The sequence below is a fragment of the Streptomyces sp. NPDC050504 genome, from assembly GCF_044458065.1.
GTDB lineage: Bacteria > Actinomycetota > Actinomycetes > Streptomycetales > Streptomycetaceae > Streptomyces.
The window spans coordinates 155,902-170,250 of record NZ_JBITHO010000013.1; the positions used below are offsets into that span (position 1 = coordinate 155,902).

General features: G+C 74.7%; 10 protein-coding genes. 8 read left to right on the top strand and 2 right to left on the bottom strand.

The features are described from left to right. Positions 1 to 92 precede the first annotated feature (92 nt). The 8 genes from ACIBNE_RS36835 to ACIBNE_RS36870 all read left to right on the top strand — a co-directional run bounded on the left by ACIBNE_RS36835 (position 93) and on the right by ACIBNE_RS36870 (position 12,912). Positions 93 to 3,509 (top strand): FtsX-like permease family protein, encoded by a 3,417-nt coding sequence (locus ACIBNE_RS36835; RefSeq protein ID WP_399279625.1) that lies wholly within the window; start codon positions 93 to 95, stop codon positions 3,507 to 3,509. 56 nt (positions 3,510 to 3,565) lie between these two features. After that, positions 3,566 to 6,415 (top strand): hypothetical protein, encoded by a 2,850-nt coding sequence (locus ACIBNE_RS36840; RefSeq protein ID WP_399279627.1) that lies wholly within the window; start codon positions 3,566 to 3,568, stop codon positions 6,413 to 6,415. Then, positions 6,412 to 7,359, top strand: coding sequence for an ABC transporter ATP-binding protein (locus ACIBNE_RS36845; RefSeq protein WP_399279629.1), 948 nt, complete (start codon positions 6,412 to 6,414; stop codon positions 7,357 to 7,359). The genes ACIBNE_RS36840 and ACIBNE_RS36845 overlap by 4 nt, the downstream gene beginning before the upstream one ends. A gap of 133 nt (positions 7,360 to 7,492) precedes the next feature. Next, entirely contained in the window at positions 7,493 to 8,233 is a 741-nt protein-coding gene (locus tag ACIBNE_RS36850) for an ABC transporter ATP-binding protein (RefSeq protein ID WP_399279631.1), read from the top strand. A gap of 189 nt (positions 8,234 to 8,422) precedes the next feature. Beyond that, positions 8,423 to 10,966, top strand: a complete 2,544-nt coding sequence (locus tag ACIBNE_RS36855; RefSeq protein ID WP_399279633.1) for an ATP-binding protein — start codon at positions 8,423 to 8,425, stop codon at positions 10,964 to 10,966. 55 nt (positions 10,967 to 11,021) lie between these two features. Continuing rightward, positions 11,022 to 11,708 (top strand): response regulator, encoded by a 687-nt coding sequence (locus ACIBNE_RS36860; protein WP_399279635.1) that lies wholly within the window; start codon positions 11,022 to 11,024, stop codon positions 11,706 to 11,708. A 34-nt stretch (positions 11,709 to 11,742) separates the two neighbouring features. Then, positions 11,743 to 12,177 (top strand): OB-fold nucleic acid binding domain-containing protein, encoded by a 435-nt coding sequence (locus tag ACIBNE_RS36865; RefSeq protein ID WP_399279636.1) that lies wholly within the window; start codon positions 11,743 to 11,745, stop codon positions 12,175 to 12,177. 3 nt (positions 12,178 to 12,180) lie between these two features. Continuing rightward, positions 12,181 to 12,912 (top strand): DUF3159 domain-containing protein, encoded by a 732-nt coding sequence (locus ACIBNE_RS36870; protein WP_399279638.1) that lies wholly within the window; start codon positions 12,181 to 12,183, stop codon positions 12,910 to 12,912. A 90-nt stretch (positions 12,913 to 13,002) separates the two neighbouring features. Here the strand turns inward: ACIBNE_RS36870 and ACIBNE_RS36875 are convergent, their stop codons facing one another. After that, entirely contained in the window at positions 13,003 to 13,680 is a 678-nt protein-coding gene (locus tag ACIBNE_RS36875; protein ID WP_399279640.1) for a potassium channel family protein, read from the bottom strand. Beyond that, positions 13,680 to 14,348 (bottom strand): potassium channel family protein, encoded by a 669-nt coding sequence (locus tag ACIBNE_RS36880; protein ID WP_399279642.1) that lies wholly within the window; start codon positions 14,346 to 14,348, stop codon positions 13,680 to 13,682. Before ACIBNE_RS36880 ends, ACIBNE_RS36875 begins: the two co-directional genes overlap by 1 nt. Between the last annotated feature and the right edge of the window lies 1 nt (position 14,349).

A 14,349-nucleotide genomic window follows, 5' to 3' on the forward strand; every position in this document is an offset into this window, starting at 1 on the left:
TTACGTTTCGTACAGACCATTGCGGGCCGCTTTTGCGCGCGCCCATACTTTGGCCCGAGCAGCCAGGGGACGCGCGCGACCAGGGGGGACTGGTGGGGCAACGGGCTACGCGGACGCCTGCCGTGCTGCGCCGCGGCGCGCACCACGGGCTGGTCCTCTGCGCCGCCGGGCTCGCCGTGCTCCTCGCGGCCACCGTCCTCGCCGCCCTGGCCGTCCTCGCCGAACGCGCCGTCGAGGCGGGGGCCAGGGAGCGCCTCGCCCTCGACGACGACGCCGCGGTCGAAGTCACCGGACGGTACGGGCCGGGCGCCCCGCGGGAGGCGAGCCGCACCGACAGGGCGGTGCGCGAGGCCATCGGCCGTACGTTCCAGGGCGTCGCGCACCACACCTGGTCCGCCTCGCGCGCCCCCGCCGCGCTCTCCGGCGCCCTGCCCGTGTCCGGCGCCGACGGCAGGATCCGCGAAGGCCTGACCGTCTCCGTCGTCACGCTCCAGGCCCAGGGGCGCCACGCCGACCTGCTGAACGGCCGCTGGCCGCGCGGCCGTTCGGGGCCCTTCGTCGAGGCCGCGCTGCCCCGCGCCCTGGCCGCCCGCCTCGCCGTGCCCGTCGGCGGCGAGTTCTCCGTGGACACCGCGGGCACGGGCGCGACCCGGTTCAAGGTCACCGGGACCTTCACGTCGGACGGCCGCTCGCCCGCCGTGTGGAACGCGCTGCCCGGCACCTACGGCACCCCCGAGAGCGTCGTCCTCGTCGGCCGTACGGGCTTCGCCGCCACGCCCGCGCTCGCCCGCGACGCGGGCGACCTCTGGCTCGGGCTGCCCGACACCACCCGCATCGAACTCTCCGACACAGGCCCGCTCGCCGCCCGGCTCGCCACGTTCAGCGGCAGCGACACCACCAAGTCCGTCTTCCGCGGCGAGCCCGGCGCACCCACCGGGTTCGCCGTCGTCGACGGCCTCGGCGGCGCGCTCGACGCCCTGAAGACCCCCGTCGCCGTCTCCCGCGCCGGGCTCTACGTCCCCGCCACGCTGCTCGCCGCGCTCGCCACCGCCGCCCTCGTCCTCACCGCGCGCCAGCTCGCCGAGCACCGCCGCCCCGAACTCGCCGTGCTCGCCGCGCGCGGCGCGGGCACCCCCAGGCTCGCCGGGGCCACCGCGCTGCACTGGGCGGCCGCCGCCGTCCCCGCGGGCCTCGCCGCGCCGTTCCTCGCCGGACCCCTGCTCCGCGCCCTCGACCGGGCCGGGCTCGTCCCCGGCGGGGCGCCGCCCGCGACGGGCGTGCTCGCCGCGGCCTGGGCGGTGGCCCTGCTCGCGGTCCTGGTGCACGGCGCCGCCGTGCTCCTGCCGACCGTGCGCGCGGTGCGCGACAGGCGGGCGGTGTCCCGGCCGCGGCTGCGCACGGGCCGCTTCTCGGGGGCGCAGCGCGCGGGGACGGACCTCGCGCTCGCGGTCGTCGCGGTCGTCGGCTGGCTCCAGCTCCGCCAGTACCGCTCGCCGGTCGGCGACGGCGGCACCGTCGACCCCGTGCTCGTCCTCGCGCCCGTCGCGATGACCACGGCCGCCGCCCTGCTCGTCCTGCGGCTGCTGCCGATCGCAGGCCGGTTGACCGACCCGCTGGCGCGGCGCGGCACGGGGCTCGTGCTGCCGCTCGGCGGCTGGCAGATCGGGCGCGGGGCGGCCCGGCACGCGGGGCCCACGCTCGTCGTCGCCCTGGCGCTCGCCGTCGGGGCGCTCAGCTCGACCGCGCTGGCCGTCCTGGACCGCGGCGACCACGACCAGGCGGTCTTCGGGGTCGGTTCGGACCTGCGCGTCGAGCCGGGGCCCAGCGGCGGGGTCGAGGGCGGCGAGCGGCGGCAGGCGTACGCGGGGCTGCCCGGCGTGACCTCGGTGACCCCGCTGGTCGACATGGAGGGCTGGGTGGGGGAGGAGCCGGTGGGGATCACCGCGCTGAACACGGCGACCGGGCCCGTACCGCACCTCAGGTCCGACCTCTCCGACCGACCCCTGGCCGAACTCCTCGCCCCGCTCGGCAGAACCGTCCCGGAACACGGGATCCGTCTGGAGGGCCAGGGGGTCGCTTTCGGAGGGACGGGTGGTTCGGGGCCGGAGGGCGGGGTGGTTCGGCCGGGAGGGACGGGTGGTTCGGGTGCGGACAGCGGGACGGTTCCGTCCCGAGAGACGGGCGCGTCGCTGCCGCTGCGGGTGCGGCTCGACGCGGACGGGCCCGGCACCCCCGTACCCGTACGCCTCACCGTCACCTTCGAGGACGGCGACGGGCTCGCGCACCGCGGCAGCGTGGACATCACGGAGACCGGTACCGAGCCCCGTACCGTCCGGCTGCCCCTGCCCGCGCGGACCGCGCCCCTGCGCATCCTCCGGCTCGGCTTCGCCATGCGGGGCGAGACCGTACGGCGCACGTACCGGCTCACCGTCGACCGGGTGCCGGGGATCGCCGCCCGGGGCCCCTGGCGCGAGGCGGGCCCCTCGCCGCAGGGCCGGGGGGCGGCGGGCTGCCCCGGCTACGCACGGGGCGGGGACCCGGCGGGGCCGCCGCCCGAACAGTCCGACCCCCGCCTCTGGGAACCCGCCCCCGGGCCCGTCCTGTGCAGCGACAGGACCCGCCCCGGCACCCTCGTCGACGGCGTGCTGCGCGGGCCCGAACTCCCCGCCGAGTACCCCCACTGGGAAACCACCCTGGCCACCGGGCTGACCGCCGACCGCCCCGCCGTGCCCGCGCTCGCCGACCGGGCACTGCTCGACACGGGGAAGGTCAGGACCGGCGACCGGGTGAAGCTCACCCGCCCGGAGGGCGGCACCGTCGAGTTCCTGGTCACCGGCGCGGTCGGTGCCGTGCCCGGCGTCGACAGGGACGTGCCCCGGCTGCTGGCCGACTCCCGGGTGCTCGCCGCGCACCTCGCGGCCCAGGGCCGGCTCACGGACGCGGAGACCGCCTGGCTCGCGGACGTACGCGACGGCGACGCGGGCGCCGCGCTACGGGCCGTGGACGCCGATCCGGGACTGGGCGTCGCGGTCGACGTGCCGCGCAGGACGGCGGAGCTGGCGGACGACCCGGTGCGGGACGGCGCGCGAGGGGCGCTGAACCTGTGCCTGGTCCTGGCACCCGCGTTCGCGGTGATCGCCTTCACGCTGCACACCGTGCTGTCGGCGCGCGCCAGGAGACGGGAGTTCGCGCTGCTGCGGGCGCTGGGCGTGCGGCGCGGTCAGCTCTCCGCGTACCTGTGGACCGAGCAGTTGGGGCTCGCCGCGCTCGCCGCACTGCTCGGCACGGTCCTCGGTACGGCCCTGGCGGCGGCGATCATGCCGGTGGTGACCGTGGACGCGGACGGGACGCCGGTCTTCCCCGCGCTGCTGACACCGGTGCCCTGGGGCCGGGTCGGGCTGACCGCCGCCGCCACGACGGCGCTGATCTTCGCGGTGGTGACGCTCGCCGCACGGTTCCTGGCGCGCGTGGACCTGGCGCGGGTACTGAGGGCGGGCGACGACGGGTGAAACGGGTGAAGGGGCGCGGGGCTCTTCGGCGGCGCGTACGGTCCTGGGCCGCGCGCGTGGACCCCGTCACCCTCCGCGAGGGCCGCGCCGACCTCGCCCTGCTCGTCTGCGTCGCCGCGCTCGTCGCACTGCTCACCGCCTCCGCCGCGGCCGCTCCGCCCCTGCTCGACCGGCTCGCGGGCCGCGCCCTGGCCTCCCGCGTCGACGCGGCGCAGCGCAGCGCGCCCGGCGTCGAGTTCAGCTCGGCCGTCGACACCGAGCAGGCCGGCGAACGGCCGGGCGGGCCCGTCAACACCCTCGGAGAGGGCCTGCCCGAGTCCGAGCGCGCCGTCCGGCGCGCGGAGCCCGAGGAACTGAGGGGGCTGCTCGTGCGCGATTCGACGCGCGCCGAACTCCAGCCCGCCCGCAGTCCGCTGCGCGGCGAGAGCGTCGCCCTGTCGCTGCTGTACGCCGACGACGGGCCGAAGCCGCGGGAGTACGTGCAGGGCCGCCCGCCCGGGGCGCCATCGCCCTTGGGCGGAGCGGGGGCAGGGGCGGGGGCAGGGGCGGCAGGGAGCGCGGAACCCGTCGAGGCGGCCTTCTCCACCCGGACCCGCGACGCGCTGAAGCTGCGCGTCGGCGAACGCCTCACCGTCCAGCTCGGCACCCGGCAGACCCGCGCGCAGGTGGTCGTCACCGGCTTCTTCGCGCCGGGCCCGAGCCGCCTGGGCCGCGAGGTCCCCCTGCTGCACACCCCGCTGAAGGTGGCGCGCGAGGCCACCGGGTACGACCGCCAGGTCTTCGGACTCGCCGCGCCCGAAGCCCTGGAGACGCTCCAGAGGGCCGGGCGGATCCAGCTCACCGCCACCTGGCGCTACCGCCTCGCCCTGCGCGGCGACGACGCGGTGGCGCTCGCCACGGCCGAGGGACGCGACCGGTTCCAGCGCGCGCTGCTCCAGTACCAGCAGGGCGTGAACGACCACTTCTGCGGCCAGGACGAGTTCGGCGGACAGCGCTGCACGGTCGGCGGCCACACGGCGTCCGCAGTGTCCTTCACCTCCGCACTGCCCGAGGTGGTGGGCGAGTTCGGCAAGGAGTGGCGGCAGGCCCGCGCGGTCGTCTCGTTCGCCCTTGCCTCGCTGATCGCGGTCTCCCTCGCCACCTGCGTGGTCACCGCGCTGCTCGCGGTGCGGCGGCGGGCGGCGGCGCACCGCCTCCAGCGCGCCAGGGGCGCGTCCGCGCTCGGGCTCGCCGCGATCCGGGCCGCCCAGACCGCGCCCTTCGCACTGTGCGGCGCAGCCCTGGGGTTCGGCGCCGCGCACGCGGCGGCCCCCGAGGGCGCGAGCGGGCTCGCGTACGGCTCGGGCCTCGCGGTCGCGGTGTGCGCCTGGCTGGTGCTGCCGGTCCTCACCTACGCGGGCGTACGGGACACCGGTGCGCGCGACCGAGGGCGGCAGGAGGCGTCCGACGGGCACCGGTCGACCCGTGCCGCGCGCCGGATCACCGCCGAGGCGCTGGTCGTGCTGCTGGCGGCGGGCGGGGTGGTGGCGCTCCGCTCCCGGGGGCTCGGTACGGGCCCCGACCCCGTGCTCGCCGCGGTGCCCGCGCTGCTCGGACTCGCCACCGTCGTCCTGCTGGTGCGCTGCTATCCGCTGCCCGTACGGGCAGCGGCGCGCTGGTGCGCCCGGCGGCGCGGCGCCGTACCGCTGATCGCGCTGTCCCGGGCGGCCAAGGACGCGCCCGCCCGTGGGCTCGCACTGCTCGTGCTGGTGCTGACGCTCGCCACGGCGGTGTTCGGCAGCATGGTCGCGGGGACCGTGAGCGAGGGGCGGCGGGCGGCGGCCGGCTGGGAGAGCGGGGCGGACGCGTCGTTCGTGGGCGCGCGGGCCAACCCGGAGGTCGCGCGGAGGCTCGCGCGCGCCCCGGGAGTGCGGCACACCGTGACCGTCGACCGCGCCGGGGCCGAACTGACCGGAGCGCGGGACGGCGGGCGGTACGGGAGGGCGGACCTGGTCGGGATCGACGCGGCGGCGCTGCGGAGGGCGGCGCCGGATTCGGTCCTGGGCAGGGCGCTGGAGAAGGACCTGACGAAAGGGCGGGGCGCCGGGCCGGGCACCGTGCGGAAGGGAGCGGCGATTTCGGTGCTCGCCGAGTCGGGACCGGCCCCCGGGACGACGTACACCTCCCGGATCGGCGGCCGTTCCGTACGCATCGAGGTCGTCGGCACGCTCCCCGGCGCGGCGATCCGCGACCCCGCCGTCGGACCCGTACGACAGGGCCGTGCGGAACGGCTCCTCGTCGCCGACAGGGCCGCGTTCGAGCTGCTGACGGGCAAGGACCCCGAAGAGTCCGCGCTCCTGCTGTACGGCTCCGGGATCGACGGCGACGCCCTGCGCGCCCTGGTGCCGCGCGCCGCACCCGGCAGCCCCCTCGGCGAACTCCGGATCAAGGCCGAGGCGCTGGCGGCGGGACGCGACGACGGGGTGCTGGCCGCGCTGTCCACCGCGCACACCGTGTGCGCACTGCTGGCCGCGCTCCTCGCGTTCCTCGCGCTCGTCCTGGACCTGCTGCTGTCCGCGCCCGAACGGGGGCGCACGGCGGCCCAGTTGCGTACGCTCGGACTCGGCGCCAGGGACACCGGGGCGCTCCAGCTCCTCCAACTGCTGCCCCTGGTGCTCGCGGCGGCCGCGGGCGGGGCCGTGCTCGGCGCCCTGCTCCCCGTACTGCTGGAACCCGCCCTCAAGCTCCGGGAGTTCACCGGAGGCCCGGCGGATCCCGCGCCGCGGGTCGACCACGGGCCCGCGGCGGTCACGGCGGCGGCCTTCGTCCTGCTGGTCGCCGCGGCAGCGGCGGCGGAGACCTGGCTGGCACGGCGCAGGGGCCTGGGCCGGGTCCTGCGGGTGGGGGAGACGGGGGAGGGCACGTGACAGGGAAGCGGGAGCCGGGAGGACCGGAGCCGTCGCGGCCGCCGGAACTGCGCGAACTGGAGGCCAGGGCCCGCGAGCGGAGCGCCGGTGCGGAGCCGGGCGACGGCGCGCTGGTCGTCTGCGACAACCTGGTGCGGGTCTACCGCACCGAGGACGTCGAGGTACAGGCGCTCCAGGGGCTGAACCTCACCGTCGACGAGGGCGAGTGCACGGCCCTGGTCGGCGCGTCCGGCTCCGGGAAGTCGACCCTGCTGTCCATCCTCTCCGGACTGGACCTCCCGACAGCGGGCGCCGCCCGCGTCGCGGGGCACGACCTGCTGGCGATGGGGCGCCGCGAACGGCTCGGCTACCGCCGGGCCACCGTCGGGTTCGTGTGGCAACAGACAGGACGCAACCTCCTGCCGTACCTGACAGCGCTGGAGAACGTCGCCCTGCCGATGAAGTACACGCGCGTGCCCCGCTCCCGGCGCACCGCCCGCGCCGCGGAACTCCTCGGAGTGCTGGGCGTCGCGCACTGCCGCGACCGCCGCCCCGCCGAACTGAGCGGCGGCGAACAGCAGCGCGTCGCGGTCGCCGTCGCCACGGCCAACACCCCGCGCGTGCTCCTCGCCGACGAACCGACGGGCGAGCTGGACACCGCGAGCGGCGAGGACGTCTTCGCGGCACTGCGCCGCGCGAACGAAGAGCTGGGCGCGACCGTACTGGTCGTGACGCACGATCCCCTCGTGTCGGAACAGGTCCGCCGTACCGTACGGATCAGGGACGGCCGTACGTCCACGGAGACGCTGCGCTCGGCCGACCGTACGGGCGCCGAGGAGTTCGCGGTCCTGGACCGGGCGGGCCGGCTGCAACTGCCCGGCGACTACGTGGCGCGCTACGGGCTGCGCGGCCGGGTGCGGCTCACCGCGGAGGACGACCACGTCGGGGTCTGGCCCGACGGGTGACCCCCCGGGCGCCCCGGCGACCGCCCGGACCGCCGCCGGGGCGCCCGATCGTCCGGCCACAACCGTTGCCGGAGCGCGTGTGCCCTGCACATACTGACGCCCGGACCGAACGACCCGTACCGGGGGAGCGAGCATGACCGACAGCACCAGCGGACGCACGACCAGCAGCGGTACGGCCGTCGTGGACGAACCGGCCGGCGGGCCGATGGTCCGCGTCCAGGACCTGCACCGCTCGTACGGGACGGGCGCGGCGGCCGTGCACGCGCTGCGCGGGGTCTCCTTCGAGATCCCCCGGGGCGAGCTGGTCGCCCTGAAGGGCCGGTCGGGCTCCGGCAAGACGACCCTGCTGAACCTGGTCGGCGGGCTCGACACCCCCGACGGGGGCAGCATCGTCGTGGACGGCACCGAACTGTCCACGCTGGGCGAGGACGGGCTGCTGGAGCTGCGCAGGGACCGCCTCGGCTTCATCTTCCAGTCCTTCGGCCTCATCCCGATCCTCACCGCCGCGGAGAACGTGGGCGTGCCGATGCGGCTGCGCAAGGCGGACCCGAAGGAGCGCGAGGAGCGGGTCGAGCTGCTGCTGTCCCTGGTCGGCCTCTCCGACCACGCGGCGCAGCGCCCCGGCGAGCTGTCCGGCGGCCAGCAGCAGCGCGTCGCCATCGCGCGGGCGCTGGCGAACAAGCCCGCCCTGCTGATCGCCGACGAGCCGACGGGACAGCTCGACGCGGAGACCGGTCTCGCCGTGATGGAGCTGCTGCGCGCGGTGGTGCGGAGCGAGGGGGTCACGGCGCTGGTCGCCACCCACGACGCACAGCTGCTGGGGCTCGCGGACCGGGTGCTCGAACTGAGCGACGGCCACATCGTGGAGGCGTAGGCGGTCGTCCGGGGCGCCGCCGCCGGGGAGGGCCGTCCCGCCGGGCGGACGGCGCTCCACCCCGCCGTCCGCACCCCATCAGAATCCCGTAAAGACGCAGCCCCGACCCCCACCCCACCCCAAATGCCCGAATCGCTGGCCGTAAGGTCGACGCTGCGTACATAAGCGTTCGAGGAAGACAATGGGGCCATGGGACGCGGCAAGCTACGGATCTACCTCGGGGCCGCCCCCGGCGTGGGCAAGACGTACTCCATGCTCTCCGAGGCGCACCGCCGGGTGGAGCGGGGCACGGACTGCGTCATCGCCTTCGTGGAGCACCACGGCCGCCCCCGCACCGAGGTGATGCTGCACGGCCTGGAGCAGGTCCCGCGCCGCGAGATCGAGTACCGGGGCACCGTCTTCACCGAGATGGACGTGGACGCCGTCCTGGCCAGGAGGCCGGCCGTCGCCCTCGTGGACGAACTGCCGCACACCAACGTTCCCGGCTCCCGCAACGCCAAACGCTGGCAGGACGTCGAAGAGCTGCTCGCCGCCGGGATCGACGTCGTCTCGACGGTCAACATCCAGCACCTGGAGTCCCTCGGCGACGTCGTCGAGTCGATCACCGGCGTGCGCCAGCGCGAAACCGTCCCCGACGAGGTCGTCCGCAGGGCCGACCAGATCGAACTCGTCGACATGTCGCCCCAGGCGCTGCGCCGCCGCATGGCGCACGGCAACATCTACAAGGCCGACAAGGTCGACGCGGCGCTCTCCAACTACTTCCGCCCCGGCAACCTCACCGCCCTGCGCGAGCTGGCCCTGCTCTGGGTCGCCGACCGGGTGGACGAGTACCTCCAGCAGTACCGCGGCGAACACAACATCCGCTCCACCTGGCAGGCCCGCGAGCGCATCGTCGTGGGCCTCACCGGCGGCCCCGAGGGCCGCACCCTCATACGCCGCGCGTCCCGCATGGCCGCCAAGGGCTCGGGCAGCGAGATCCTCGCCGTCTACATCGCCCGCAGCGACGGCCTGACCGCCGCCTCCCCCAAGGAGCTGGCCGTCCAGCGCACCCTCGTCGAGGACCTGGGCGGCACCTTCCACCACGTCATAGGCGACGACATCCCCTCCGCGCTCCTGGAATTCGCGCGCGGCGTCAACGCCACCCAGATCGTCCTCGGCTCCTCGCGCCGCAAGACGTGGCAGTACGTCTTCGGCCCCGGCGTCGGCGCCACCGTCGCCCGCGAGTCGGGCCCCGACCTCGACGTCCACATCGTCACCCACGAGGCGGTCGCCAAGGGCCGTGGGCTGCCCATCGCCCGCGGCGCCCGCCTGGGGGCCGTACGCATCCTCTGGGGCTGGCTCGTCGGCGTCGGCGGACCCGCCCTGCTCGCCCTGCTCCTGACCAATGTCGACGCGGACCTCGGGCTCGCCAACGACATGCTGCTCTTCCTGTCGCTGACCGTCGCCGCCGCGATCCTCGGCGGACTGTTCCCCGCCCTGGCGTCCGCGGCCTTCGGCTCGCTCCTGCTGAACTACTACTTCGCGCCGCCGCTGCACCGCATGACGATCTCGGACCCGAAGAACATCGTGGCGATCGTGATCTTCTTCGGGGTGGCCGTGGCCGTCGCGTCCGTCGTCGACCTGGCGGCCCGCCGCACCCACCAGGCCGCCAGGCTGCGCGCTGAGTCCGAGATCCTCTCCTTCCTCGCGGGCAGCGTGCTGCGCGGCGAGACCAGCCTGGACGCGCTCCTGGAGCGGGTCCGCGAGACCTTCGCCATGGAGTCCGTCGCCCTGCTCGAACGCGAGAGCGACGTCGAGCCCTGGACCCGCGCGGGCAGCGTCGGCCCCGACCCCGTCGGCCGCCCCGAGGACGCCGACGTCGACATGCCGGTCGGCGACCACATGGCGCTCGCCCTCTCCGGCCGCGTCCTGCCCGCGGAGGACCGCCGGGTGCTGGGCGCCTTCGCCGCGCAGGCCGCCGTCGTCCTGGACCGGCAGCGCCTGGTCGACGAGGCCGAGGACGCCCGCAAGCTCGCCGAGGGCAACCGCATCCGCACGGCGCTGCTGGCCGCCGTCAGCCACGACCTCCGCACCCCCCTGGCCTCCATCAAGGCGGCCGTCACCTCGCTGCGCTCCGACGACGTGGAGTGGTCGCAGGAGGACGAGGCGGAGCTGCTGGAGGCCATCGAGGACGGCGCCGACCGCCTGGACCACCTGGTCGGCAACCTCCTCGACATGTCGCGCCTCCAGACCGGCACCGTCACCCCGCTGCTGCGCGTGACCGACCTCGACGAGGTGATTCCGATGGCGCTCGTCGGGGTGCCCGACGACAGCGTCGTCCTCGACATCCCGGAGACCCTGCCGATGGTCGCGGTCGACCGGGGCCTGCTGGAGCGGGCCGCCGCCAACATCGTCGAGAACGCCGTCAAGTACAGCCCGGACTCCGAGAAGGTCTGCGTCTCCGCGAGCGCGCTCGGCGACCGCGTCGAAGTGCGCGTCGCCGACCGGGGCCGGGGCGTCCCGGACGAGGCGAAGGACCGGATATTCGAGCCCTTCCAGCGCTACGGCGACGCTCCGCGCGGCGCGGGAGTGGGCCTCGGCCTCGCCGTCGCCCGGGGCTTCGTCGAGGCGATGGGCGGCACGATCGACGCCGAGGACACCCCGGGCGGCGGCCTGACCATGGTCCTCACGCTCAGGGCGGCCGACGGCCACGCCCCGTACCGCCCCGACCTGCCCGCCCAGGTCACCACGTGACCCGGCCGCGGCCCCACCTGACCCGCCCGAACCACCGCAGAAAGGCAGGACCGCAATGACCCGGGTGCTCGTGGTCGACGACGAGCCGCAGATCGTGCGCGCCCTCGTGATCAACCTGAAGGCGCGCAAGTACGAGGTGGACGCCGCTCCCGACGGGGCGACCGCGCTCCAGCTCGCCGCCGCCCGCCACCCCGACGTGGTCGTCCTCGACCTCGGCCTGCCCGACATGGACGGCGTCGAGGTCATCAAGGGCCTGCGCGGCTGGACCCGCGTACCGATCCTCGTCCTGTCCGCGCGCCACACCTCCGACGAGAAGGTCGAGGCGCTCGACGCGGGCGCCGACGACTACGTCACCAAGCCCTTCGGCATGGACGAACTGCTGGCCAGGCTGCGCGCCTCCGTGCGGCGCGCGGAGCCGGTGGGCGGCGGGGACGACGACGTCGTGGTGGTCGAGACCGAGGGCTTCACGGTGGACCTGGCGGCCAAGAAGGTGCACCGGGAGGGCCGTGACGTACGGCTGACCCCCACCGAGTGGCACCTCCTGGAGGTCCTGGTCCGCAACACCGGCCGACTGGTCAGCCAGAAGCAGCTCCTCCAGGAGGTCTGGGGCCCCTCCTACGGCACCGAGACGAACTACCTCCGGGTCTACATGGCGCAGCTGCGCCGCAAGCTGGAGGCGGATCCCTCGCACCCCAGGCACTTCGTCACCGAGCCGGGCATGGGCTACCGCTTCGAGCGGTGATCAGGCCGTCCGAGGTGGCCGGTACGCTTTCTGTATGAGTGCAGCACCCCGATCCGAGAAGCCCGGGAAACCGGAGAAGGCGGAGCGGGCCGCCAGACCGGCCGGCCGCTTCCGCCGCATGCTCGACCGGCTGTCCAGCTCGCAGGAGGACATAGAGTCCGAGGAACTGCGGGAGGACAGCGAGGCGTCCGGGTGCACCCGCATCTCCGACTGCTCCGACCGCCAGATCGTCAAGGTGACTGGTACCTTGCGGACGGTCACCCTGCGTCCGAGGGCGGGCGTGCCCGCGCTCGAAGCCGAGCTGTTCGACGGCACGGCCCCGCTCGACGTGGTGTGGCTCGGCCGTCGCTCGATCGTGGGCATAGAACCGGGCCGCAAGCTCATCGCATCGGGCCGGATCTCCATGAGCCACGGCCGCCGGGTGCTGTTCAACCCCAAATACGAACTCCGACCGCTCGGCAAGGAGTAGCCGGTGACGTCTCTCGACAAGCCGTCCGCGACAGACCCGCAGGACTCGCAGCAGGATGCGAAGACCGTCACAGAGGCGGCCCTCTTCGAGGCGTTCGGCGGTGTACGGGGCATGGTGGAGACCGTCCTCCCCGGCCTGCTGTTCGTGATGATCTACACGATCAACAAGGACCTCCACTCGTCGGCGCTGGCCGCGCTGGGGCTGTCCCTGGTGCTCGTCGTGGTCCGCCTGGTCCGCAAGGACACGGCCAAGCACGCGTTCAGCGGGGTCTTCGGCGTCGCCGTCGGCGTCGCCTTCTCGATGCTCACGGGCAACGCCAAGGACTTCTACCTGCCGGGCATGCTGTACGGCGTCGGCCTCGGCTTCGCGTACATCGTCTCCACGCTGGTGGGGTACCCGCTGGTCGGCCTGATCCTGGGGCCGGTCTTCAAGGAGAACCTCTCCTGGCGCACCCGCAACCCCGGCCGCAAGGCGGCGTACGCCAAGTCGAGCTGGGCGTGGGGCCTGATCTTCCTCGCGAAGTACGCGATCCTCTTCCCGATCTACTGGTGGGGCGACACCTCGCAGCTGGGCTGGGTGCTGATCGCGCTGAAGCTGCCGCCGATGCTGCTGGCGATCTACTTCACCTGGGTGTTCCTCTCCAAGGCGCCGCCGCCGATCGACGTCTTCGCGGAGATGGAGGCGGAAGAGGCCGCGGAAGCCGCCCGCAAGCAGGAGGCCCGGGGCGAGGCCTAGAAACCCGGACCCCGGGGCGAGGCCTAGAAACCCGGAAGGGGCCCGGTCGGACGACCGGGCCCCTTCGCGCACGCACCAGGACGACGTGCCCTAGCCGGTGAAGTCCTCCCTGCGCACGGACAGCAGGTCCTCCAGTTGCTCCTCGCGCGCCTGCGCCGCGACGAACAACAGCTCGTCCCCCGCCTCCAGCGTCTCCTCCGGGCTCGGCGTGAGCACCCGCCGCCCCCGGATGATCGTCACCAGCGAGGTGTCCTCGGGCCACGCCACGTCGCCCACCTGCGTACCGGCCACCGCGGACTCCGGCGGCAGCGTCAGCTCGACCAGGTTCGCGTCGCCGTGGCTGAAGCGCAGCAGCCGGACCAGATCGCCGACGCTCACCGCCTCCTCCACCAGCGCGGACATCAGCCGGGGCGTGGAGACCGCGACGTCGACGCCCCACGACTCGTTGAAGAGCCACTCGTTCTTCGGGTTGTTCACCCGGGCGACGACCCTCGGCACCCCGTACTCGGTCTTCGCGAGCAGCGACACGACCAGGTTCACCTTGTCGTCACCGGTCGCCGCGATCACCACGTTGCACCGCTGCAACGCGGCCTCGTCCAGCGAGGTGATCTCACAGGCGTCGGCCAGCAGCCACTCCGCCATCGGCACCCGCTCCACCGAGATGGCGGTGGGCGCCTTGTCGATGAGCAGCACCTCGTGCCCGTTCTCCAGGAGCTCGCCCGCGATGGAACGTCCCACCGCACCGGCCCCGGCAATCGCGACGCGCATCAGTGACCGCCCTCCTCGGGCCCCTGCGAACAGGCCGCCTCGACCTTCTCGATCTCGTCGGTGCGCATCATCACGTGCACCAGGTCGCCCTCCTGCAACACCGTCTGCGACGTCGGCAGGACCGCCTCGCCGAGCCGGGTGAGGAACGCGACGCGCACGCCCGTCTCCTCCTGCAGCTTGCTGATCTTGTGGCCGATCCAGGCGGGCGAGATGTGCACCTCGGCCAGCTGCACGCCCCCGCTGGGGTCGCGCCACAGCGGCTCGGCGCCGGACGGCAGCAGCCGCCGCAGCATCTGGTCGGCGGTCCACCGCACCGTGGCGACGGTGGGAATGCCCAGACGCTGGTAGACCTCGGCGCGCCGGGGGTCGTAGATCCGCGCGGCGACGTTCTCGATGGAGAACATCTCGCGCGCGACCCGCGCCGCGATGATGTTCGAGTTGTCGCCGCTGGAGACCGCGGCGAACGCGCCGGCCTCCTCGATCCCCGCCTCGCGCAGGGTGTCCTGGTCGAACCCGACGCCGGTGACACGGCGCCCGCCGAAGCCCGAACCCAGGCGGCGGAACGCCGTCGGGTCCTGGTCGATCACCGCGACGGTGTGACCCTGCTGCTCCAGGGTCTGCGCGAGAGCGGCGCCCACTCGTCCGCAGCCCATGATGACAATGTGCACG